The organism is Janthinobacterium darwini, from assembly GCF_051380905.1.
Classification (GTDB): domain Bacteria; phylum Pseudomonadota; class Gammaproteobacteria; order Burkholderiales; family Burkholderiaceae_D; genus Janthinobacterium.
Map to the genome: position 1 here is coordinate 217,190 of NZ_JBNYXX010000005.1, position 20,264 is coordinate 237,453.

Consider the following 20,264-nt stretch of genomic DNA (forward strand, 5'->3'; position numbering starts at 1 on the left):
GAAATAAGGGTATGACAGAATGAAACTGGACAAATTCGACCTCGCCATCCTGACGGCCTTGCAGCAGGATGCCCGCATCAGCCTGCACGAGCTGAGCGCCAGGGTGGGCCTGACCTCGTCACCATGCTGGGCGCGCATCAAGCGCATGGAAGACGATGGCGTCATCGAGGGCTATACGGTGAACGTCAACGCTGCCAAGGTGGGGCTGGCCGACACCGTCATCGTGCAAGTCACGCTGGACGACCATTCGGACCAGGCCCTGTTCGAATTCGGCCACGCCCTGGCCATGATCCCGGAAGTGCTGGAAGCGTTTCTCGTCTCCGGCGACTACGATTACTACCTGCGCATCGCCGTCAGCGACACGCGCGACTACGAACGCCTGCTGCGCGAGCGTTTATATAAAATCCCTGGCATCCGCCACAGCAAATCGAGCTTTGTCTTGCGCCAGCTCAAACAGAGTTATTTACCCTTGCAGCGTTAGCTTCCCGCACGGCGGGAGTTTTTCCCTAGCTCATCCCTGGTGGCTGTCCGATACTGGACAGTAATAAAACCACTATAAAAACGGGGATACGCATGAAACTGACTTTATTCGCTGCCGCCGCCATGGCGCTGTGCCAGGCGCAGGCCGCCGACCTTGCCGTTGACGCCAGCACGATCATCGCCGTCGACTTGCCCACCGTCATCATCACGGGCAGCATGCCGCTGCCTACCGTGGATCAGCCGCGCGATACCTTGGCCGCACCCGTGCAGACGGCCAGCGCGCAGCAGATCGCCCGCAGCGATGCGCTCGACATTTCAGCCTTCTTGCGCCGCAACCTGGGCAGCGTGGTGGTGAACGAGGTGCAAAACAACCCGTTCCAGCCCGACGTCAGCTACCGCGGCTACACGGCTTCGCCCTTGCTGGGCACGCCGCAAGGCCTGTCCGTGTATCTGGACGGCATGCGGCTGAACCAGCCCTTTGGCGATGTCGTCAGCTGGGACTTGATCCCGCGCATGGCGATAGCCTCGCTGACCCTGATGCCCGGCTCGAATCCCCTGTTCGGCCTCAACACCCTGGGCGGCGCGCTGGCCCTGCAAACCAAGGATGGCAAGAGCAGTCCCGGCACCGCCATCGAAGCGCGCCTGGGCTCGAACCAGCGGCGCGCCGTCGAGTTCGAGCATGGCGGCAGCAATGCGCAGGGCTGGCACTGGTATGTGACGGGCAACCGTTTCAAGGAAGATGGCTGGCGCGACGATTCACCGTCCGACGTGCGCCAGGTGTTCGGCAAGCTGGGCTGGAGCGATGCACGCACGGACATTGCCGCCACCGTGGCGCACGCGGACAATGCGCTGACGGGCAATGGCTTGCAGGAACAGCGCCTGCTGGCGCGCGACTACCGCAGCGTGTACACCAAGCCCGATTTGACGCAGAACAAGTCGACCCTGCTGAACCTGACGGGCAAGCACCAGGCCAGCGATGCCTTGCTATTGTCCGGCAATGTGTACTACCGCAAGATCGATACGCACACCTTCAATGGCGACTTGAACGACGAGTCGCTCGACCAGTCCGTCTACCAGACTGGTGCGGCCGAGCGGGCGGCGCTGGCGGCGGCCGGCTACACGGGTTTTCCCGCCAGCGGGGCGAATGCAAGCAATACGCCTTTCCCCAAGTGGCGCTGCATCGGCAATGTGCTGCTGAACGATGAGCCAGCCGAAAAATGCAACGGCATGATCAACCGCAGCCACACGCAGCAGGAAAACTATGGTTTTTCGGGCCAGTTCACCGTGCTGGCCGACGTGGCCGGCGCGCGCCATGCCGTCACGGCCGGCGCCGCCTTTGATGCGAGCCACGCTACGTTCCGCCAGAGCAGCCAGTTCGGCTATCTGAATCCGGACCGCAGCATCACGCCCGTCGCGTTCTTTGCCGACGGCACGGAAATCGATGACGACGGCACGCCCGTGGACAACCGGGTCGACTTGAGCGGGCGCATGCGCACCTGGAGCGTGTATGCGAGCGATAGCATTACGCTCAATCAAGATTTAACGTTGACCGTTTCCGGCCGCTACAACCGCAGCACGGTGCGCAACCGCGATGCCATCACGCCCGGCGGCGGCAGCGGTTCGCTCGATGGCGACCACCGTTTCAGCCGCTTCAATCCCGCCATCGGCCTGGCTTATGCGCCGGCCGCCGGCATCGGCGCCTACTTCGGTTACAACGAAGGCAGCCGCACGCCGACGGCCATCGAACTCGGTTGCGCCGATCCGGAAAACCCATGCCGTTTGCCCAACGCCATGGCCGGCGACCCGCCATTAAAACAGGTGGTGACGAAGACGTGGGAAGCGGGTGTGCGCGGCAAGCTCTCCAGCGTGGCCCGCTGGAGCGCGGGCGTGTTCCGCGCGGAAAACCACGACGATATCCTGTTCGTGGCCGATAACCAGGCCGGCTTTGGCTACTTCAAGAATTTCGGCAAGACGCGCCACCAGGGCGTCGAGCTGGCGGTCGATGGCAAGGCGGGCGCGCTGGATTTCGGCGTCAATTACACGTGGTTGCAGGCGACGTATCAAAGCCGCGAGCTTGTCAACGGCAGCGCCAACAGCAGCAGCGACGCGCAAGCGCCCGGCCTCGAAGGCAATATTGTCATCACGCCGGGCAACCGGATTCCCCTGACGCCCAGCCATATCTTCAAGGCGCACGTGGATGTCCAGGGCGGACGCGACTGGACGGTGGGCCTGGCCATGACGACCGTCTCCAGCGCCTATGCGCGCGGCAATGAAAACAACCAGCACCAGGCAGGCGGACCAGCGTATCTGGGATCGGGCAAGAGCGGCGGCTATGCCGTGGTCGAGCTGAATGGCAAATACCAGCTGACGCCGCGGCTCAGCATATTTGCCCAGGTGAATAACCTGCTCGACCGGAAATATGCGACGGCGGCCCAACTGGGCGCGACGGGTTTCGATGCCAGCGGCAATTTCAGTGCCCGGCCGCTGCCCGCCGTGAACGGCGCGTATCCGATGGTCAACGCGACCTTCTATGCGGCCGGGGCGCCGCGCAGCGTGAATGCGGGCTTGCGCTATGTATTTAATTAGGTTTTCTTGACACTCAAGATGCCTGACAAAACCGTAGCGAGCGGATGGGATTTGTGGCTAAGAAGCGCAACCGTACTCTAGTATGGTGAGCATCGCAGGCCGCAAAGCGTGCCGCGCAGTAGGTTTGGTCAGGCATTCGGCAGAACGTGTTCGATGACCCCGTTGCGTAAGGCCAGGTGGACCAAGGCGGCGGGGCCGGGCACGTCGAGCTTTTCCTTGATGCAGGTCTGGTGGTTGGCCACCGTCTTGCTGCTCACGTGCAGCAGGCGGGCGCAGTCGGCGGCGCTGCGGCCTTCGGCCAGCAGGCGGAAGATTTCGAATTCGCGCTGGCTCAGACTGCTCAAACGCTGCGCTTCCATGCGGGCCGTACCCTGTAGCATGGCGGGGGCGCTACGCGGGTCGAGGTAGCGCCGGCCTGCGTGGGCGGCGCGCACGGCATCTACCAGGTGCTCCGGGTCGGCTTGCTTGCTGACGAAGCCGCAGGCACCACCATCGAGTGCGCGCGCGATCAGCTGCGGCGTGTCGTGCATGCTGAATACCAGCACGCGCGCGTCGGCATCGCGGGCCAGCAGCTTGCGCAGCAATTCCAGGCCGCCGATGCCGGGCATGGACAAATCCGTCACGCACACATCGGGGGCCTGCTCCAGATACAGGGCATACGCCGTTTCGCCATTTCCCGCCTCGGCCACGACGGCGATGTCGCCGCCCTGTTCCAGCAGGCGCCGGTAGCCCGTGCGCACCACCGGGTGGTCGTCCACCAGCATCACGCGGATCGCTTGCAGGGCGCTGTTCATGGCGTTCATGCCGCGCACCGTGCCGCCAGGGCCACTTCGATGCGCAAGCCGTTGCCCAGCGCGCTGATCCAGCGGATATGGCCGCGCAGGCCCGCCACTCTTTCACGCATGCCCAGCATGCCGAAGCCATCTGCTGGCGTTTTTTCCTGGGGCAAACCCTGGCCATTGTCTTCGATGGCCAGGTGCAGCAAGCCGTGCGCATCGGCGCGCAATTCCACCGTGGCCTGGTCGGCGCCCGCGTGGCGCGCCACATTCGTCAATCCTTCCTGCACCAGGCGGTAGATGGCCGTGGCGATGCTGTCGTCTAGGCTGGCGGGAATGGCGTGCGGCGCAAAACGGCAGGCGATGCCGTGCTGCTGTGCCCAGCTGTCGCACAGCGTCTGCAGGGCCGCTTCCAGGCCCAGGCTGTCGAGTACGGGCGGGCGCAATCGGCGCAGCATGGTGCGCACCATCGCATGCAGCGTTTCCGCCGAGCGGGCGATACTGGCGGCGCAGGCTTGCACGTTCGCCTGGTCGCCATCGCGCGCGCGCAGGATGTAGCTGGCGGCGGCGCGGATGGCCGTGCAGTCTTGTCCCACTTCATCGTGCAGCTCGCGCGCCAGCGCGCAGCGCTCCTCCTCCTGCGCGCGCAGCAGGCGCTGCGTGAGGGCACGGTTTTGCGCCAGCAGCAGGGTCACCTGCCGCCCGCGCCGCACGGCAAAGGCAGCCATCGCCAGCACCAGCAGCAGCAGGCTCAGGGCCAATTCGTCGAGTTGCCAGTGTTCCTGGCGCCAGAGGGCGTGCGTCAGCCGTTCGGCCAGGTCCAGCCTGGCGGCCAGCAGGAAAAAAGCCAGTGCCAGCGCGCAGCACACGATGCTGCGCCGGACCGGCCGCGTGCCTGAGCGGCCGCTGCCGGCCAGTTGGTAGTGTTCCATGATGCGGCTCCCTGAGCACGGTCTATCCCCTTGTTGTGCAAGCTTCATGCCATCGGCACAGGAGGGGGCTGGGGCGCAAGTGGTGCGTCTGGCGGAGCGCCGGCGGACCAATACCTGTTCCAGGATGGAACAGGTGTACCGCGATGTGACGGTGCGGCAAGCGCGGCATTTCAGGCGCGAGCGCAAGGCACGCCCCCGGGCACGCTTTTTTCTATTCAAACACCCCCGTCCGGGAGGAATAGCACTTGCATGGCGCTAAGGCCCCCGGTATCTTGTCGGATAGCCATGGCTTTGTGCCCTGGCATTCTTGGGGAGTCGCGCGTGACCAGTTTCCGCACTAATACCGACCGCCTGCTGGAAGTGCGCCTGCAGGATGAAAAAGTGCTGGCGATTGCCGGCGCCATGGTCGCCTATACGGGCAGCATCAAATTTGAAAAATCCTTGCTCGGTGGCGAGGGCATCTTCGGCGCGCTCAAGCGCAAGGTGACGAACGAAGGCATGCAGGTGATGCAGGCCGCCGGCACGGGCACCGTGTTTTTTGCGCAGAATGCGGCCGAGATCACCGTCATGGCGCTGGCCGGCGAAAAGCTGACCATCGAAAGCAGCAGCCTTCTGGCCTACGACACGAGCCTGAAGACGGGCACCAGCTTTGCCGGCCTGCGCGGCGCCAGTTCGGGCCAGGGCCTGTTTTCCACCACCGTCGAAGGTCACGGCAACCTGGCCGTCATTTCGCGCGGCAACCTGATCATGCTGGAAGTGACCCCCGCGCACCCGCTGCGCGTGGACCCGGACGCCTTCGTCGGCTTCAAGGGCGATATTCGCCAGGAATTCGTCTTCGACGTCAACTGGCGCACCATGATCGGCCAGAGCTCGGGCGAATCGTACCAGCATAAATTCACAGGCCAGGGCGTGGTGTTCATCCAGCCCGCCGAACGCTAGGAGCCGCCATGCCTGTCTATCAGCAAATCAATGAAAAGATGCTTGAGGTCAAACTCGGCAATGAGGAAGTGTTCGCGCGCAAGGGCGCCATGGTGTCTTACCAGGGCGACGTGGCGTTTAGCCGCTCCTTCCTGGCGGGCCAGGGCGTGCAAAGCCTGGCCATGCGCGCCGTCACGAATGAGGGTTATGCCCTGATGTCGGCGCGTGGCACGGGCAGCGTGTTTTATGCGCAGGGAGGCCTGTTCGTCAGCATCGTGCCCGTGCGCGGTGAAACGTTTTATGTGGAAAGCGATTCCCTGCTGGCCTTCGATGCGCGCCTGACGGCCGGCACCATGTTTCTGGGCAACCAGGGCGGCGTGCAGGGCGTGGTGCGCGGCATGGCCTCCGGCCAGGGCTTGTTTACCACCACCTTGCAAGGCACGGGCGAAGTGGCGATTTTGTCGGATGGCAATGCCATCGGCTTGCCCGTCACGCCGGACGTGCCCGTGTTTGTCGATCCGCAAGCGTATATCGGCCACACGGGGCAGCTGAGTTCAAGCATCGTCACGGACCTTAACTGGAAAACCTTTGTCGGCCAGGCGTCGGGCGAGTCGTACCAGGTGAAGTTCACTGGCCAGGGTACGGTCTACATCCAAGCGAGCGAAAGGTAAGCCATGACGATTTACAATCCCGATACCTTGCCAAAGAACGATAATCTGAACCGCTTTTCGTATGTCATCGACGTCAAGGAACAGATCTTCATCCGCAAGGGCAAGATGATCGCCTTCTATGGCGAGTTGCGCTTCGAATCCATGGGCAGCAGCGTGCTCGACTTGATCGTGCGCAATGCCTTCAATGCGCCCAAGTACGTGCATCACTTTGTCGTGGCGCAAGGCCAGGGCCAATTGATTTTGGGCGACAACGGCAATGACCTGGCGTGCTACGACCTTGACAGCGCCAACATGACCATCCGCGCGAAAAACCTGCTGGGCTTTACCAAGGATGTGATTTGCCAGGAATCGACCCTGCCCGGCTATCTGACCATGATAGGCACGGGTAAAGTCATCGCCTCGTCGAACGGTCCCGTGCACTTCCTGGAGTTGCCTTGCCGTGTGGATGAGCAGGCCGTGCTGGGCTGGGCCGACTGCCCCAGCCCTTCGTATCACTACGACTATGCCCACGTTCAGGGCTGGGCCTCGGCCGCCGGCGCGCTCACGGGTTTTACCCTGTCGGGCGAGGAAAAGCAGATCGACTTCACGGGCGTCGGCACGGTGCTGGTGCAGTCGTCCGAGCTGGACGTGACGGGCAGCTCGGCCCTGATGCAGCTGCTGGCGCAATTGCCGCTGCTGGGCAAGGAAGACCTGGGAACCTTGAGTCTTTCCGTCCAGCAGCAGATGAAGCAAGAGCGTTAAACTACTTTACGGCCGCGCCCAGCTGGGCGGCCGTTTCTCCAGGAAGGCGGCGACGCCTTCCTCCGCATCCTCTTCCATCATGTTGCGCGCCATCACGTCGCCCGCATACGCATACGCGTCGTCCAGCGGCAGCTGGCGCTGCCGGTAGAACATGGCTTTGCCATAGCGGATGGCTGTCGGGCTTTTCGCCATGATTTGCTGTGCCAGGCGCGCCACGGCTTCGTCGAGCGCCGCGTCGGCCACCGTTTCATTGATCAGGCCCCAGTCGACGGCCGTGTCGGCGTCGATGAAGCGGCCCGTCACCAGCATGTCGAAGGCCCGCTTGGGCGAGACATTGCGCGACAGGGCCACGGACGGCGTGGCGCAGAACAGACCCACGTTGATGCCGGACACGGCGAAGCGGGCGGACGCGCCCGCCACGGCCAGGTCGCAGCTGGCCACCAGCTGGCAGCCGGCCGCCGTGGCGATGCCATGCACGCGGGCAATCACGGGCACGGGCAAGGACTGGATGGCTTGCATCACGCGCGAGCATTGCGCGAACAGGGTTTGATAATACTCAAGCTCACGCGTGGCTTGCATCTGGCGCAAATCGTGGCCCGCGCAAAAGGCCTTGCCTTCGGCGGCCAGCACCACACAGCGCACCTGCGGTTGCTGCGCGATGCTATCGAACGCCTCTTGCAACGCCGCCAGCATGGCGACGGACAGGGCGTTGAATTGCAGCGGGCGGTTCAGGCGCAGGGTGACGAGGCCATCGTGCTCCTCGCGCAGCACCAGCGGTGCGTCGGTATCTTGGGTATCGGGTGTTGCGGTCATGGGGTCTCCAGTGGCCTGATGGCTTTGTCAGGAAGTCTTACTTGGCGGCGTTGACGCTGCCGATGCCGGCGATCGATTTGTGCACGATCTTCGGCTTGCCGTAATACGTCAGTTCGCCCATGCCGCGCACCACGGCGTTCAGTTCGCCCGAGGAATACACCTTGACGGAGCCGATGCCGTCGAAATTGACATCGACGTTTTTCGCCAGCAAGGCTTTCGTATCGACTTCGCCCACGCCTTGCGCCTTCAAGCGCAGCCAGTCGACCTGGCCTTCGGCGGTCAGGCGGCCCGCGCCCTTGTAGCTGATGTCGACCCTGGGGCCATTGAGCTTGGTCAAGATCTTCTCGCCTGCGCCTTCCGCGATCAGCTTGCGCAAGGCGGGCATGGTGATGATGACCCGCGGGTCGCCCTCGGTCTTCTTGATATCCTTGTCTTTCATGGAAATTTTCAACTCGCCATCGACCACCTCCGTGATCACGCCGCTGAGGAACTTCTGGTCGCCGCGCAGCAGCAGGCTTTGCTCCTTGCCCGATTCCACCTCGATGCTGATGGGGCCACGGATGTCGATGGCGTTGAAGGCGGCGACCGTGCGGCTTTGCTCGTCGGCATGCGCGAGGGTGGAGAGGCAAGCGAGGGACAGGACTGACAACAGGAACAGAGGACGCATGGCGGTTTCCTTGAGTAGTTGATCAGTGTATTCTAGGGCGCAAGTTCTCCGAGAGGGAGAAATTTGCGATGAACTGCACAAATCTCGGCGCGGATGGCACTGCGCCTCCATCGGCCAGGCGCGCGCCCGCCGAGGCGCCATTGGTCTATGCTATGGCGTACCGCGTCCTGGAGAGCAGATGAAAAATTACCACAAAGAAGATTATCCCGTCGCCGATATCCGGCGCTTCCTCGAGCCCGGGCCGGTGGTGCTGGTCAGCTCCACCTGGAAGGGCGAGAGCGACGTCATGACCATGGCCTGGCACATGCTGATGGAATTGTCGCCATCGTTGCTGGGCTGCTTCATTTCTGACGCGAATCACAGCTATGAAATGATCAAGCGCAGCATGGAATGCGTGATCAACCTGCCCACGGCCGACATGGTCGACCAGGTGGTGGCCATCGGCAATTGCAGTGGCGAAGACACGGACAAGTTCACGGCCTTCGGCCTGACGCCGCAGCCGGCCGAACGGGTGGGCGCGCCCCTGATCGCCGAGTGCTACGCCAACTTCGAATGCAAGCTGGCGCAGGTGGCGGGTAATCCGAAGGGCGGCTTTTTCATTTTCGAGTGCGTGAAGGCCCACGTGGCCACCTCGCCCAAGCTGCCCGAAACCCTGCACTACCGCGGCAACGGCGAGTTCATGGTGTCGGGCCGCACCATCAGCCGCAAGAGCCTGATGAAGCCTGAAATGTTGTAGGTCGGCGTAGGTCGGATTAGGCGCAAGGCGCCGTAATCCGACAACACCGTTGGCCGATGATTAAATCACCCCTTGCGCCAGCATCGCATCGGCCACTTTGACAAAACCGGCGATATTGGCGCCATCCACATAGCTGACGGTGCCGTCAGGACGCGTGCCGTACTGCTTGCACGCCGCATGGATGCCTTGCATGATCTGCAGCAAACGCGCGTCGACTTCTTCGCGCGGCCACGCCATGCGGGCCGCGTTCTGGCTCATTTCCAGGCCCGACGTGGCCACGCCGCCCGCATTGCTGGCCTTGCCCGGCGCATACAGCACGCCGGCCGCCTCGAACGCCTTGGCCGCCTCGATGGTGGTGGGCATGTTGGCGCCCTCGGCCACGCACTGTACGCCATTGGCGATGAGAAGGCGCGCGTCGTCGATGTTTAATTCATTCTGCGTGGCGCAGGGCAGGGCGATGTCGACCGGCACGTGCCATGGCGACACGCCCGCCTCGAAGCGCACCCCCGTGCGCTCGGCGTAATCGCTGACGCGGCCATACAGGTGGTTCTTGATTTCCATCAGGATGGCCAGCTTTTCCGGCGTAAAGCCGTCTTCGTCGATGACGGTGCCGCTGGAATCGGAGACGGTGATGACTTTCGCGCCCATTGCCATGGCTTTCTCCACCGCGTACTGCGCCACGTTGCCCGACCCGGAAACGGACACGCGCATGCCTTCGAACGAGCGGCCCTGCGTTTTCAGCATTTCTTCGGCGAAATAGACGGTGCCGTAGCCCGTCGCTTCAGGCCGCATCAGCGAGCCGCCAAAGCTGGCGCCCTTGCCCGTAAACACGCAGTCGGCGCGGTTGCTGAGCTTTTTCATCATGCCGGCCATATAGCCCACTTCGCGGCCGCCCACGCCGATGTCGCCAGCCGGCACATCCGTGTCCGAACCCACATGGCGGAACAGTTCACTGACGAAGGCTTGGCAAAAGCGCATCACTTCGCCCGGGCTCTTGCCCTTCGGATCGAAATCGGCGCCGCCCTTGCCGCCGCCCATCGGCAAGGTCGTCAGGGCATTCTTGAACGTTTGCTCGAAGGCGAGGAATTTCAGCACCGACAGGGTGACGGACGGATGGAAGCGGATGCCGCCCTTGTACGGCCCGATGGCCATGCTGTGCTGGATGCGGTAGCCGCGATTGACTTGCACTTGCCCATGGTCATCGACCCACGACACGCGGAACATCACCACGCGTTCCGGCTCGATCAAGCGTTCCAGCAAGCCTTGTTCCGCGTATTTCGGGTGCTGCTCGAGGAACGGCCACAAGCTCTCCATGACTTCGGTGACGGCTTGCAGAAACTCGGGCTGACCTGGATTGCGTGCGGCGACATGCTGGACATACTCGTGAGCAGATGCGTATTTCATCAGAATTCCATGGAGGTGATCGGTTATTTGGGCAACTATCATCGCAGATTTTGCACGAAAATAGTGCAAAAATTTGGTTTTGAGGGGTTTCTGCTACATTTTGGGGATTTTTGGGAGGCTCTCAGGCCGAAGCAAGGGCGAATGCCTTATTGCGAAAAAACAAGTGACGAGGCGGTTTCAGCGGCATGCCAGGCCCACAAACGACAACGCCAGCCCTAAGGCTGGCGTCGTTGTCATGGCCGGGTGAATCACCCCGCCATGGCGCGCAATATCAAACCCGTGATGTAAGCGCCATAGGTGCCCAGCGCGTAGCCGAGCACGGCCAGCAGCACGCCGACGGGGGCCAGGGCCGGGTGGAAGGCGCTGGCGATGACGGGGGCGGAGGCGGCGCCGCCGATGTTCGCTTGCGATCCCACGGCCATGAAGAACAGCGGCGCACGTATCAGCTTGGCGACGAGCAGCATCAGGCCGCCGTGCACGGCGATCCAGATCAGGCCCAGCAGGAACAGGAATGGCTTGTCGAACAGGGCTTTCAAGTCCATGTGCATGCCGATGGTGGCCACCAGCACGTACAGCATGGCCGAGCCGATGGTCGAGGCGCCCGCGCCTTCCAGGCTGCGCGCCCGGGTAAAACTGAGCAGCAGGCCGAAGGTAGTGGCGAGCACGACGATCCAGAAGAAGTTCGACGTCAGGCTGTAGTCCTGCAGGCGCCATTCGGCGGGCAGGGTATTGATCCAGCTGATGATGGGGCCGGCCAGGAAGTGCGACAGGCCCGTCACGCCCAGGCCCACGCCGAGGATGATCATGATGTCGGTCAGGCTGGCAACGCGCGCGTGCTGGGCCCGGTAGCTCTCGATGCTGTCCTTGAGCGCATTGATGGCTGTCAAGTCGGCGCCCGTCCAGCGATCGAAGGCGCCCGCGCGGCCGGCCAGGAACAGCAGCACGGCCGTCCAGACGTTGGCCACCAGCACGTCGACGGCGACGAACTGGCCGAACAGGGTGGCGTCCACTTCAAACACTTCCTTCATGGCCGCCTGGTTGGCGCCGCCGCCTATCCACGAGCCGGCCACGGTGGTCATGCCGCGCCAGGTGTCGCCCGCCACCGTTTCCGGGTGGATCAAACGCAAGGCTTCGAACGAGACAAGGGCGCCCAGCATGACGCCAAGCGTGCCAGTGAGAAACATGATGATGGCTTTGGGCCCCAGGCGGATGATGCCGCCGAAATCGATGGCCACGCACAGCAGGACCAGCGCGCTGGGCAGCAGATAGTCGCGCGCCACGGCGTACAGGCCGGACGTGTTGCCATCGATGATGCCGAAGGTGTTGAGCAGCGCCGGGATCAGGTAGCACATCAGCAGCGACGGGATATACGTGTAAAACTTTTTCCAGAAGCCGTTCGTTCGGGAAGCGGTCCAGAAAACGGCCCCCAGGGTCATGGCGAGCAGGCCGAGGACGACGGCGTCATTGGTGATCAGGGCAGGTGTGGCAGGTGGCATCGGGGATTCCGGTGAACGTGTCAGGAACGCCCGGGATGCCGATAAGGCTCCCGGACGCAGGGTGGCCGTATCGTATAGTAATGTTGAGGCTTAAACAAATTGTTTAAGCGGTGCCGTGTGGATTTTTACTTGTCAAATCAAACACTTAGAAACTGCTCGCCACAGCACGCACTAGACTGGTGGTTACAAATAGCGGGCCAGCAAAGCCTTGTCGAGGGCACCGTCGAGTTCGATGCGCACGAAGTGGCCGCTGCCGGGCGCGACCTGGATTTCCTTGCCGTCATCGCTGAGCATGCGTGCTAGGGTGAAATCGCGGTTGCCGCCCGGATGCAGGGCCTCGATGCGGTCGCCCACGGCGAAGCGGTTTTTCACTTCCACCCTGGCCCAGCCGTCCGCCACGCCCAGCACGTCGCCCACGTACTGGCTGCGGTCCGCTTCCGAGGCGCCGCGCATGTAGTTCTGATGTGTTTGCGTGTGGTGGCGCTGGTAAAAACCATCCGTGTAGCCGCGGTTGGCCAGGCCTTGCAGCTGGCCCAGCAGGCTGATGTCGAAAGGACGGCCCGCCACGGCGTCATCGATGGCCTGGCGGTAGACTTGCGCCGTGCGCGCCGCGTAGTACAGCGATTTGGTGCGGCCCTCGACCTTCAGCGAATCGACGCCGATCTTGACCAGGCGTTCGATATGCTCGACAGCGCGCAAGTCCTTCGAGTTCATGATGTAGGTGCCGTGCTCGTCTTCGAGTATCGGCATCAGCTGGCCAGGGCGCTGTGCTTCTTCAATGAAATAGGGCTGGTCGGCCAGCGGGTGGCGCGGCTGCTGGTGCAGGGCCGAAAACGCGTTGTTGTCGGCCTCGGCCAGCGCCTGGTGAAATTCCAGCGGCACCACCTGCATGCCGCCCAGATCGCCGCTGGCGTCTTCCGAAGCATTTTTCACCTTGTAATCCCAGCGGCAGGAATTCGTGCACGTGCCCTGGTTCGGGTCGCGGTGGTTGAAATAGCCGGACAGCAGGCAGCGGCCAGAGTAGGCGATGCACAGGGCGCCGTGGACGAACACTTCCAGTTCCATCTCCGGGCAGCGCTGGCGGATTTCCTCGATCTCGTCGAGCGACAGTTCGCGCGACAGAATCACGCGCGTCAGGCCCATGCGGTGCCAGAATTTTACATCCGCCCAGTTCACGGCATTCGCCTGCACGGACAGGTGGACGGGGACGTCCGGCCACTTGTCGCGCACCATCATGATCAAGCCCGGGTCGGCCATGATCAGGGCGTCGGGACGCATGGCGATCACAGGTTCCATGTCGCGCAGATAGGTTTTCAGCTTGGCATTGTGGGCGAAGATATTGCTGGCGACAAAGAACTGCTTGCCACGCGCATGGGCGCCATCAATTCCCTCCTGCAAGGCTTGCAAGGTTGAAAAATCGTTATTGCGCACGCGCAAACTGTAGCGCGGCTGGCCCGCGTAGACGGCATCGGCGCCATAGTCGAAGGCGGCGTGCATCTTGGCCAGGGAGCCGGCAGGAAGGAGGAGTTCGGGAGCGTGGCGCATGGAGGAGGAGCAAAGCCGGCGATTGTAGGCGGCTTGGCGCCAGATTGCCTTGCCTTGGGTCAAGGGATTGACAGCCGGCACCAAGGCGCTCAGGCGTAAGGCGAGCCCGCCAGCGCCGCGTTCAAGCCGATATGTCCCTGGTCCAGCAGCGCGAGAAAGCTGGCCTTGGCCTGCCGCGCGTCGCCATGCTGGCGAAAGTGCCGGTGCGCTTCGATGAGGGCGGTGCTCCAGGTTGCCAGCAGCAGGCTGGCCGCCAGTTGTGCCAGAGGATCGTGCGCGTCGCGCCCGGTGCTCTCGGTCAGTGCCTGCGCCACCACGTGCGCCAGCTCGTCGCGTATCGCCCGCGCCCGCGCTTTCAGGGTATCGCTGGCCTCGATGGTGGCAATGAAACCCTGGCCGGCGGCGGAAAATGTGATGTAGGGACTGTCCTCCAGTACCAGCCGGTGCGCCAGCAGGCGCAGGGTGTCGATAGGCGCGATGGCGGGATCGCGCTGGCGCAAGGCGGCACGCAGCAGTTCGCGTCCCTCTTCCTCGCGGTCGAAGAACATGTCTTCCTTGCGCGGGAAGTGGTTGAACACCGTCATGCGTCCCACGCTGGCGGCCGCTGCGATCTCGTCCACCGTCACTTGCTCGAAGCCGCGTACGAAGAACAGGCGCGTGGCGGCATTCGAGATGGCTTGCCGGGTGGCAAGGCGTTTGCGGGAGCGGAGGTCGGCAGGAATCGTCATGTTGCCGCAATCATACACCAGGTGTACTGAGTACAGATAAGGCTTGATGACACAGTCAGGCGGGGCGTATTATTTATATACTGAGTATATATTTGGATTGAGTATATGAAGCCATCCGTTCCGGCGACAGCGCTGTCTGTCATCTTCGCCACGGTCGTGCTCGATGCCGTCGGCATCGGCCTGATCTTCCCCATCCTGCCTGCACTGCTGCGGGATGTCACGCATGCCGCCAACGTGGCGCCGTATATCGGCATCATGACGGCCTTGTACGCGCTGATGCAGTTCATCTTTGCGCCCGTGCTGGGAGCGCTGAGCGACCGCCTGGGGCGGCGCCCCGTGCTGCTGGTTTCGCTGGCGGGCGCCGCCGTCAACTACCTGTTCCTGGCGTTTGCGCCCAGCCTGTGGATGCTGTTGCTGGGGCGCGCCATCGCGGGGCTGACGAGCGCCAACGTCTCCGTGGCCACGGCTTACATCACCGATATTTCGGCCGAGAAGCAGCGGGCGCGCCGCTTCGGCTTGCTCAACGCCATGTTCGGCGCAGGCTTCATCATCGGCCCCGTGCTGGGCGGTGCGCTGGGCGATTACGGGCTGCGCCTGCCGTTCATGGCGGCGGCCATCTTGAATACCGGCAACCTGTTGTTGACGTTTCTTACCTTGCCCGAGTCACGTCCCCCCATGCGCCAGCCCACGCGCGCGAAAATTGACCTGGCGGCATTGAATCCCTTGTGTCCGCTGCGCTGGGTTTTCTCGCAGAAAACCTTGCTGCCGATCACCGTCATCTTTTTTACCTTCAGCGCGGCCGGTGAAGTGTATGGCGTGTGCTGGGCCTTGTGGGGCCACGATGCGTTCGAGTGGAACGGGCTGTGGATCGGCCTGTCGCTGGGCGCCTTTGGCCTGTGCCAGGCGCTGGCACAGGCCTTCTTGCCCGGCCCGGCCGTGAAACTGCTGGGCGAGCGCGCCACCATCCTGACCGGGGTGGCCTGCGCCTGCCTGGCGCTGGTCGTCATGGCCTTTGCCAGCCGCAGCTGGATGATCTTCGCCATCATGCCTGTGTTCGCCTTGGGCGGCATCGGCGCGCCGGCCCTGCAGTCGCTGGCCACGCGGCAAGTCGCCGACGACCGGCAAGGCCAGTTCCAGGGCGTGCTGGCCTCGTCCGTGAGCCTGGCGTCCGTGCTCTGCCCGCTGGTGTTTTCCAGCCTGTATTTTGTGTTCAAGGAACACTGGCCCGGCGCCATCTGGCTGTCGGTGATCGTCGTGTACGCGGCGCTCGTGCCGCTCGTACTGGGTCTGGACATCAGGACGCCAGCCAGCAAGCTGGCATCCTGAACTAGCAAGCCGGCGTGGCCGGCACGGACTTAATGTGTGTGCGTGTGCGCGGCGCTGCTGCTGCCGGCCTGCCCCGCCATGGGCAGGTGTTCAGGCGGCATGCCGTCCTTGAACAATTGACGCAGCTGCTGGCGCAGCTCCGGCGTGTCGTGGTGATGGTGTACCGAAACCGCGTGTTCCACAGCAATTCCCAATAGCTCTTCCTCGCTGTCGGCCGAGATGGCCACCGAGCAACGCGTGTCGCTTGGAAATTCCCGGCAATCGATGAATTTGCGTGTCATGATCGACTCCTTTCTGCCAAGAGCGGGTACCGTACCCGCTCCTTTTAGTATAGGCCGCAATCTGGCCTAGGCCACGCGGCTGCTGGCATTCGTCCTGTGCGCAGGCAAGTGTCTGGGCTGTGCCGTATCGGCGGGGAAATCGTTGACCTGTATCAAGCCATCGACCAGGCGCGCATATTCCAGCAAGGTATTGTGCTCCTGGCAGCTGACCAAGTTTGCTGGCTTGGCCGCAGCCAGCCACTGTTGCATGGCAGACAGGCTTTGCGGCAGGCGCCTGAGGGACGCCCCTTCGGGCGTGTCTTTCAGGCGTTTTTCGATGTGCAGCACGTCGGGCAGCAAGGCCAGCGCCCGTTCGGCGCAAGCCAGCGTATCGTCGGTGTCGCTGGCGACATGGCCGTCGGCCAGCAGGCGCTCGCGGTCGGCGCCCGGCGTTTGCAGGGCCAGCGCCACCTCGCTGCCCAGTTCGTCGGACGGCGGAAGATGGGGCAGGCCGAAGGGCAAGAGCAGCATGCGCAGCAACACTGCCAGCACGCGCGCGGGAAAATTGTCCAGTACGCCCGTCAAGCCCTGCTGCGCCTTGACCAGCGCATCTTGCAGCGACCAGTGCACGTAGGGCAGGTCGGCGGCGAAACGGCCATCGTCCTCGTAACGCTTCAGCACGGACGACGCCAGGTACAGTTGCGCCAGCACGTCGCCCAGGCGGGCGGACAGCCGCTCGCGGCGCTTGAGCTCGCCACCGAGCACGAACATCGACATATCCGTCATGACGGCAAAGGCCGTCGACATGCGCGTCAGCGCGCGGTAATAGGGAGCCAGTACGGGTGCGCTGGCGTCGGGCACGGCCACCAGGCGCGCGCCGCCCAGTGCGTACCACAATCCCCTGGCCAGGTTGCCCAGCACAAAGCCTACGTGGCCAAAGAAGGCTGCATCGAAATCGCGCACGGCTTTGCGGCCATCGCTTTCGCTGACGGCCGCCATTTCCCGGAGTACATATGGATGCGCGCGGATGGCGCCCTGGCCAAAGATGATCAGGCTGCGCGTGAGGATGTTGGCACCCTCAACGGTAATCGCGATGGGGATTTGCTGGTAGGCGCTGGCGAGGAAATTGTCCGGCCCCACGCAGATGCCCTTGCCGCCCAGGATGTCCATGCCGTCATTGACGAGCGCGCGTCCCCGTTCCGTGACGTGGTATTTGACGATGGCGGAAATGACGGCCGGCTTTTCGCCCAGGTCGACGGCGTGCGCAGCCAGGGTGCGGGCCGCGTCCATCAGGTACAGATTGGCGCCCATGCGGGCCAGCGCTTCCTGCACCCCCTCGAATTTGCCGATAGCCATGTTGAACTGGCGCCGCACGGCCGCATATGCGCCGGTGCCGCGCACGGCCATCTTGCCCATGCCCACGCTGGACGAGGGCAGGGAAATGGCGCGCCCGGCCGCCAGGCATTCCATCAGCATGCGCCAACCTTTACCCACTTGCGCCTGGCCGCCGATGACCCAGTCGATGGGAATGAAGACATCGTTCCCGGACGTGGGGCCGTTCTGGAACGCGGCGTTCAAGGGGTGATGGCGGCGGCCGATCACCACGCCGTCGTGGCTGGCGGGGATCAGGGCGCAGGTGATGCCCGGCGCATCGTTGTCGGAGAGCAAATGATCGGGGTCGCTGGTCTGGAATGCCAGCCCCAGCAAGGTCGCCACGGGTGCCAGGGTGATGTAGCGCTTGTTCCAGCTGAGGCGGAAACCCACAGTGGCGCGCCCTTCATGCATGCCCATGCACACGATGCCAAGGTCGGGAATGGCAGCCGCATCGGAACCCGCATACGGGCTGGTCAGTGCAAAGCAGGGAATCTCTGTGCCGGAAGCCAATCGCGGCAGGTAATAATCCTTTTGTTCTTCGGTGCCGTAGTGCAGCAGCAGTTCGGCCGGTCCCAGCGAATTGGGCACCATCACGGTCACGGCCAGCGCCGAGCAGCGGCTCGACAATTTCATGACAACTTGCGAGTGCATGTAGGCGGAGAATTGCTTGCCGCCGTATTGTTTCGGGATGATCATGCCGAGGAAACCTTGCGCCTTCATGTAGGCCCAGGCTTGCGGCGGCAAATCCTGCGCCTGCTGCGTTTCCCAGTCGTTGACCAGTTCGCACAGCCGCTCGACGTCGTGGTCAAGAAAATGGCGCTCGTCGGCAGTGAGCGAGGCGCGGCCATAAGCCAGCAGCCTGGACCAGTCGGGCCGGCCGGAAAACAGCTGGGCATCCCACCAGGTGGTGCCCGCCTCAAGGGCGTCGCGTTCCGTGTCGGACATGCTCGGCAAGATGCGCTTGAACAGGGCCAGCAAGTGTGGGGTAATCAGGGCGCGGCGCACGGGGCCGGGCGCGAACAGTGCAAGCAGGCCCAGCAGGGCCACCATCAGTACGATCGTCAGCATGCGATATCTCCCTGTGTAATAAGTACAGGGTAGGCCGATATGGACGATGTTACTGTGCGGTACTGCGCATACGCACAACGCCAACCGGATGGGTTGGCGTTGTGGTGTGTGGCGTGAGGCGTATTAGCGTTGTGGAACGACAATCACCGTGTCGCCTGTCTTGCCCTTGGCACCGTCGTCGCCCTTGGCACCGTCGTTGCCTTGGACACCATCGTTGCCTTGAACACCATCGTTGCCTTTTGCGCCAGTGGCGCCCTTGGCGCCATCATATCCGGCGGCGCCGCTGTCGCCGGTCTGGCCAGTGGCGCCGGTCGCACCGGTTGCGCCGGCAGGAGCTTCGGCACCCGTGGCACCCGTTGCGCCGGCTGGACCAGGCGCGCCGGCAGGGCCGGGGACGACTTGCACGACGGGTGGCGCTTCGCGCTGGCAAGCGGTCAAGGCGAGGGTAGAGGCGAGCGCGAGCAATATCAGGGTTGTTTTCATGATGCATCCTTTGGAGTGTGCCGTTATGTACGGAACGGCTCGACGGCGTCGGGCGCGAGTTTCGCATGGCGGGGAGAGATGACCAGTTGACCCGTCTGCCGTGTTGCGCATGGCGCGGACGGCGGGAAGGGAATTAGTGGTCTGCCTGCAGCATGTGCTCCTGGACGGCTGCAGTCCGTACGTTTGCGTACACAGCGGTGGGCGCGATGGTGGTTTTGTGCAAAGACAAACAAAAACGCCACCCGAAGGTGGCGTTTTTGATAAGTTCTGCTGAATTCTTGGTGGCCCGGGGCGGAATCGAACCACCGACACAAGGATTTTCAATCCTCTGCTCTACCGACTGAGCTACCAGGCCAAGGCGGCGAATTATAGCAGAAAGACTTTCCACCTGACCAGAGCTAGCTGTGTTCAAATGCAACAGATGGCCAAAACATAGTGTTTTGGCATCGATATGCGACATAAGGATGCGACGATGCAGCGACGTATTGGAGTGCAAGGCTTGGCGGTGGCGGGCTTGTTCAGTTTGTTTTGCAGTACGGCGCGGGCCGACGGGCTGGCCGATTTGAATGCGGCGCTGGCGCGCTTGCAGGGGCAGATGCCTATCAAGGCACAGGTGGAATCGAAAACCTGGCGCCGCGAGGGCGAAGGCAAGGCGGCGGAAGAGGATAGCGGTCAGGCCATGGTGACTGTCGACGGCGGGTCGGCGGGCTTGCAGGTGCTCTACGGCAAGGATTTGCTGGCGAAAGTGGAAGCCGAGCAGCGCGCCAAGGTGAAGGATCCCAAGGTCAAGACGCCGATCGGTTTTGCGCTGGGGGAAATGAAGGCGACGGAGCTGCGTTCCATGGTGTCGGCGGCGGACGCCCTGTCGCGCGAGATCGAGGAAGCCGTGTTCAGCGGCGAAAAAATGGATAGCTACAAGGGCAAGCCGGCGCGCCTGCTCAGCTTTACCCTGTCGCTCGACAAGGTGCCTGAGAAAGACCGCAAGTATGTGAAAAAGTTCGAAGGCGGCATCGAGGTGTGGATCGCTGCAGACGGCACGCCGCTGGCCAGCCATTTCCACGTGGATGTGAGCGGACGCGCCTTTGTCGTCATCAGCTTTACGCAAAAGACGGATGAGACGCGCCAGTATGGCGTCAGCGGTGACCATTTATTGTTGCTGCGCAAGGAAAGCAAGAACGCCACCTCGGGTGCGGGCGAGAAGGTGGAAAGCAAAATTATCAAGACCTTGCAGCTGCAATCCTGAAGCGTTGCAAAACCTCC

Annotated in this window: 19 protein-coding genes and 1 tRNA gene; 8 read left to right on the plus strand and 12 right to left on the minus strand. The window is 63.0% G+C overall.

The genetic code is table 11. From position 1 onward, the window contains the following. Nucleotides 1-19: 19 nt before the first annotated feature. Entirely contained in the window at nt 20-481 is a 462-nt protein-coding gene (locus ACQ4WZ_RS24205) for an Lrp/AsnC family transcriptional regulator (protein ID WP_101483722.1), read from the plus strand. A 92-nt stretch (nt 482-573) separates the two neighbouring features. Beyond that, nucleotides 574-3,066: a TonB-dependent receptor gene (locus ACQ4WZ_RS24210; protein WP_436574693.1), complete on the plus strand. Its 2,493-nt coding sequence runs from the start codon at nt 574-576 to the stop codon at nt 3,064-3,066. Nucleotides 3,067-3,194: 128 nt separating this feature from the next. On the opposite strand, the gene ACQ4WZ_RS24215 is transcribed toward ACQ4WZ_RS24210, so the two are convergent. Together ACQ4WZ_RS24215 and ACQ4WZ_RS24220 are read right to left on the minus strand one after the other, a co-directional pair. Beyond that, nucleotides 3,195-3,869, minus strand: coding sequence for a response regulator (locus ACQ4WZ_RS24215; RefSeq protein WP_436574694.1), 675 nt, complete (start codon nt 3,867-3,869; stop codon nt 3,195-3,197). Continuing rightward, the gene (locus ACQ4WZ_RS24220; RefSeq protein ID WP_436574695.1) at nt 3,866-4,774 is read right to left on the minus strand and encodes a histidine kinase; all 909 of its coding nucleotides are present in this window, start codon (nt 4,772-4,774) and stop codon (nt 3,866-3,868) included. The genes ACQ4WZ_RS24215 and ACQ4WZ_RS24220 overlap by 4 nt, the downstream gene beginning before the upstream one ends. Before the next feature lie 285 nt (nt 4,775-5,059). Between ACQ4WZ_RS24220 and ACQ4WZ_RS24225 the strand changes: the two genes are divergently transcribed. The 3 genes from ACQ4WZ_RS24225 to ACQ4WZ_RS24235 are packed head-to-tail and all read left to right on the plus strand — an operon-like array spanning nt 5,060 to nt 7,104. Beyond that, the gene (locus ACQ4WZ_RS24225) at nt 5,060-5,713 is read left to right on the plus strand and encodes an AIM24 family protein (RefSeq protein WP_101483725.1); all 654 of its coding nucleotides are present in this window, start codon (nt 5,060-5,062) and stop codon (nt 5,711-5,713) included. 8 nt (nt 5,714-5,721) lie between these two features. Continuing rightward, on the plus strand, nt 5,722-6,363 hold the full coding sequence (locus tag ACQ4WZ_RS24230; protein ID WP_436574696.1) for an AIM24 family protein: 642 nt from the start codon (nt 5,722-5,724) through the stop codon (nt 6,361-6,363). Nucleotides 6,364-6,366: 3 nt separating this feature from the next. After that, the gene (locus ACQ4WZ_RS24235; RefSeq protein WP_133988730.1) at nt 6,367-7,104 is read left to right on the plus strand and encodes an AIM24 family protein; all 738 of its coding nucleotides are present in this window, start codon (nt 6,367-6,369) and stop codon (nt 7,102-7,104) included. A 6-nt stretch (nt 7,105-7,110) separates the two neighbouring features. On the opposite strand, the gene ACQ4WZ_RS24240 is transcribed toward ACQ4WZ_RS24235, so the two are convergent. Beyond that, entirely contained in the window at nt 7,111-7,917 is an 807-nt protein-coding gene (locus ACQ4WZ_RS24240; RefSeq protein WP_101483728.1) for an enoyl-CoA hydratase, read from the minus strand. A 37-nt stretch (nt 7,918-7,954) separates the two neighbouring features. Continuing rightward, entirely contained in the window at nt 7,955-8,584 is a 630-nt protein-coding gene (locus tag ACQ4WZ_RS24245; RefSeq protein WP_101483729.1) for a head GIN domain-containing protein, read from the minus strand. Between the two features lie 178 nt (nt 8,585-8,762). Between ACQ4WZ_RS24245 and ACQ4WZ_RS24250 the strand changes: the two genes are divergently transcribed. Then, the gene (locus ACQ4WZ_RS24250; RefSeq protein WP_101483730.1) at nt 8,763-9,320 is read left to right on the plus strand and encodes a flavin reductase family protein; all 558 of its coding nucleotides are present in this window, start codon (nt 8,763-8,765) and stop codon (nt 9,318-9,320) included. A gap of 60 nt (nt 9,321-9,380) precedes the next feature. Here ACQ4WZ_RS24250 and gdhA read toward each other — a convergent pair whose 3' ends face one another. The 4 genes from gdhA to ACQ4WZ_RS24270 all read right to left on the minus strand — a co-directional run bounded on the left by gdhA (nt 9,381) and on the right by ACQ4WZ_RS24270 (nt 14,493). After that, entirely contained in the window at nt 9,381-10,724 is a 1,344-nt protein-coding gene (gene gdhA, locus ACQ4WZ_RS24255; RefSeq protein WP_133988727.1) for an NADP-specific glutamate dehydrogenase, read from the minus strand. 248 nt (nt 10,725-10,972) lie between these two features. Beyond that, nucleotides 10,973-12,220, minus strand: a complete 1,248-nt coding sequence (locus ACQ4WZ_RS24260; RefSeq protein WP_101483732.1) for a DUF819 family protein — start codon at nt 12,218-12,220, stop codon at nt 10,973-10,975. Nucleotides 12,221-12,403: 183 nt separating this feature from the next. Beyond that, complete coding sequence (trhP, locus tag ACQ4WZ_RS24265; protein WP_133988726.1) at nt 12,404-13,765, minus strand: prephenate-dependent tRNA uridine(34) hydroxylase TrhP; 1,362 nt, start codon at nt 13,763-13,765, stop codon at nt 12,404-12,406. Nucleotides 13,766-13,854: 89 nt separating this feature from the next. Continuing rightward, nucleotides 13,855-14,493 carry a TetR/AcrR family transcriptional regulator gene (locus ACQ4WZ_RS24270; protein WP_101483734.1) on the minus strand — a complete coding sequence of 213 codons (639 nt, stop codon included), beginning with the start codon at nt 14,491-14,493 and terminating at the stop codon, nt 13,855-13,857. 105 nt (nt 14,494-14,598) lie between these two features. Between ACQ4WZ_RS24270 and ACQ4WZ_RS24275 the strand changes: the two genes are divergently transcribed. After that, a complete protein-coding gene (locus tag ACQ4WZ_RS24275) occupies nt 14,599-15,819 on the plus strand; it encodes a TCR/Tet family MFS transporter (protein WP_436574697.1) in 1,221 nt (406 codons plus the stop codon). A gap of 29 nt (nt 15,820-15,848) precedes the next feature. Here ACQ4WZ_RS24275 and ACQ4WZ_RS24280 read toward each other — a convergent pair whose 3' ends face one another. The 4 genes from ACQ4WZ_RS24280 to ACQ4WZ_RS24295 all read right to left on the minus strand — a co-directional run bounded on the left by ACQ4WZ_RS24280 (nt 15,849) and on the right by ACQ4WZ_RS24295 (nt 19,359). Further along, nucleotides 15,849-16,100 (minus strand): DUF1059 domain-containing protein, encoded by a 252-nt coding sequence (locus ACQ4WZ_RS24280; RefSeq protein ID WP_436574698.1) that lies wholly within the window; start codon nt 16,098-16,100, stop codon nt 15,849-15,851. Nucleotides 16,101-16,166: 66 nt separating this feature from the next. Next, the gene (locus ACQ4WZ_RS24285) at nt 16,167-18,521 is read right to left on the minus strand and encodes an acyl-CoA dehydrogenase (protein WP_436574699.1); all 2,355 of its coding nucleotides are present in this window, start codon (nt 18,519-18,521) and stop codon (nt 16,167-16,169) included. Nucleotides 18,522-18,644: 123 nt separating this feature from the next. Beyond that, entirely contained in the window at nt 18,645-19,004 is a 360-nt protein-coding gene (locus ACQ4WZ_RS24290) for a hypothetical protein (protein ID WP_101483738.1), read from the minus strand. A gap of 279 nt (nt 19,005-19,283) precedes the next feature. Then, nucleotides 19,284-19,359 (minus strand) — tRNA-Phe (locus tag ACQ4WZ_RS24295). Nucleotides 19,360-19,476: 117 nt separating this feature from the next. Between ACQ4WZ_RS24295 and ACQ4WZ_RS24300 the strand changes: the two genes are divergently transcribed. Beyond that, nucleotides 19,477-20,247 (plus strand): hypothetical protein, encoded by a 771-nt coding sequence (locus ACQ4WZ_RS24300; RefSeq protein ID WP_436574700.1) that lies wholly within the window; start codon nt 19,477-19,479, stop codon nt 20,245-20,247. Nucleotides 20,248-20,264 lie beyond the last annotated feature (17 nt).

What these genes read in the sequence shown, in the direction of transcription:
- ACQ4WZ_RS24245 (WP_101483729.1), bottom strand. Translation starts at nt 8,584, where the DNA reads ATGCGTCCTCTGTTCCTGTTGTCAGTCCTGTCCCTCGCTTGCCTCTCC.
- gdhA (WP_133988727.1), bottom strand. Translation starts at nt 10,724, where the DNA reads ATGAAATACGCATCTGCTCACGAGTATGTCCAGCATGTCGCCGCACGC.
- ACQ4WZ_RS24240 (WP_101483728.1), bottom strand. Translation starts at nt 7,917, where the DNA reads ATGACCGCAACACCCGATACCCAAGATACCGACGCACCGCTGGTGCTG.
- ACQ4WZ_RS24260 (WP_101483732.1), bottom strand. Translation starts at nt 12,220, where the DNA reads ATGCCACCTGCCACACCTGCCCTGATCACCAATGACGCCGTCGTCCTC.
- ACQ4WZ_RS24215 (WP_436574694.1), bottom strand. Translation starts at nt 3,869, where the DNA reads ATGAACGCCATGAACAGCGCCCTGCAAGCGATCCGCGTGATGCTGGTG.
- ACQ4WZ_RS24210 (WP_436574693.1), top strand. Translation starts at nt 574, where the DNA reads ATGAAACTGACTTTATTCGCTGCCGCCGCCATGGCGCTGTGCCAGGCG.
- ACQ4WZ_RS24300 (WP_436574700.1), top strand. Translation starts at nt 19,477, where the DNA reads ATGCAGCGACGTATTGGAGTGCAAGGCTTGGCGGTGGCGGGCTTGTTC.
- ACQ4WZ_RS24275 (WP_436574697.1), top strand. Translation starts at nt 14,599, where the DNA reads ATGAAGCCATCCGTTCCGGCGACAGCGCTGTCTGTCATCTTCGCCACG.
- ACQ4WZ_RS24250 (WP_101483730.1), top strand. Translation starts at nt 8,763, where the DNA reads ATGAAAAATTACCACAAAGAAGATTATCCCGTCGCCGATATCCGGCGC.
- ACQ4WZ_RS24230 (WP_436574696.1), top strand. Translation starts at nt 5,722, where the DNA reads ATGCCTGTCTATCAGCAAATCAATGAAAAGATGCTTGAGGTCAAACTC.
- ACQ4WZ_RS24220 (WP_436574695.1), bottom strand. Translation starts at nt 4,774, where the DNA reads ATGGAACACTACCAACTGGCCGGCAGCGGCCGCTCAGGCACGCGGCCG.
- ACQ4WZ_RS24225 (WP_101483725.1), top strand. Translation starts at nt 5,060, where the DNA reads ATGGCTTTGTGCCCTGGCATTCTTGGGGAGTCGCGCGTGACCAGTTTC.
- ACQ4WZ_RS24235 (WP_133988730.1), top strand. Translation starts at nt 6,367, where the DNA reads ATGACGATTTACAATCCCGATACCTTGCCAAAGAACGATAATCTGAAC.
- ACQ4WZ_RS24285 (WP_436574699.1), bottom strand. Translation starts at nt 18,521, where the DNA reads ATGCTGACGATCGTACTGATGGTGGCCCTGCTGGGCCTGCTTGCACTG.
- ACQ4WZ_RS24205 (WP_101483722.1), top strand. Translation starts at nt 20, where the DNA reads ATGAAACTGGACAAATTCGACCTCGCCATCCTGACGGCCTTGCAGCAG.
- ACQ4WZ_RS24290 (WP_101483738.1), bottom strand. Translation starts at nt 19,004, where the DNA reads ATGAAAACAACCCTGATATTGCTCGCGCTCGCCTCTACCCTCGCCTTG.
- ACQ4WZ_RS24280 (WP_436574698.1), bottom strand. Translation starts at nt 16,100, where the DNA reads ATGACACGCAAATTCATCGATTGCCGGGAATTTCCAAGCGACACGCGT.
- ACQ4WZ_RS24270 (WP_101483734.1), bottom strand. Translation starts at nt 14,493, where the DNA reads ATGACGATTCCTGCCGACCTCCGCTCCCGCAAACGCCTTGCCACCCGG.
- trhP (WP_133988726.1), bottom strand. Translation starts at nt 13,765, where the DNA reads ATGCGCCACGCTCCCGAACTCCTCCTTCCTGCCGGCTCCCTGGCCAAG.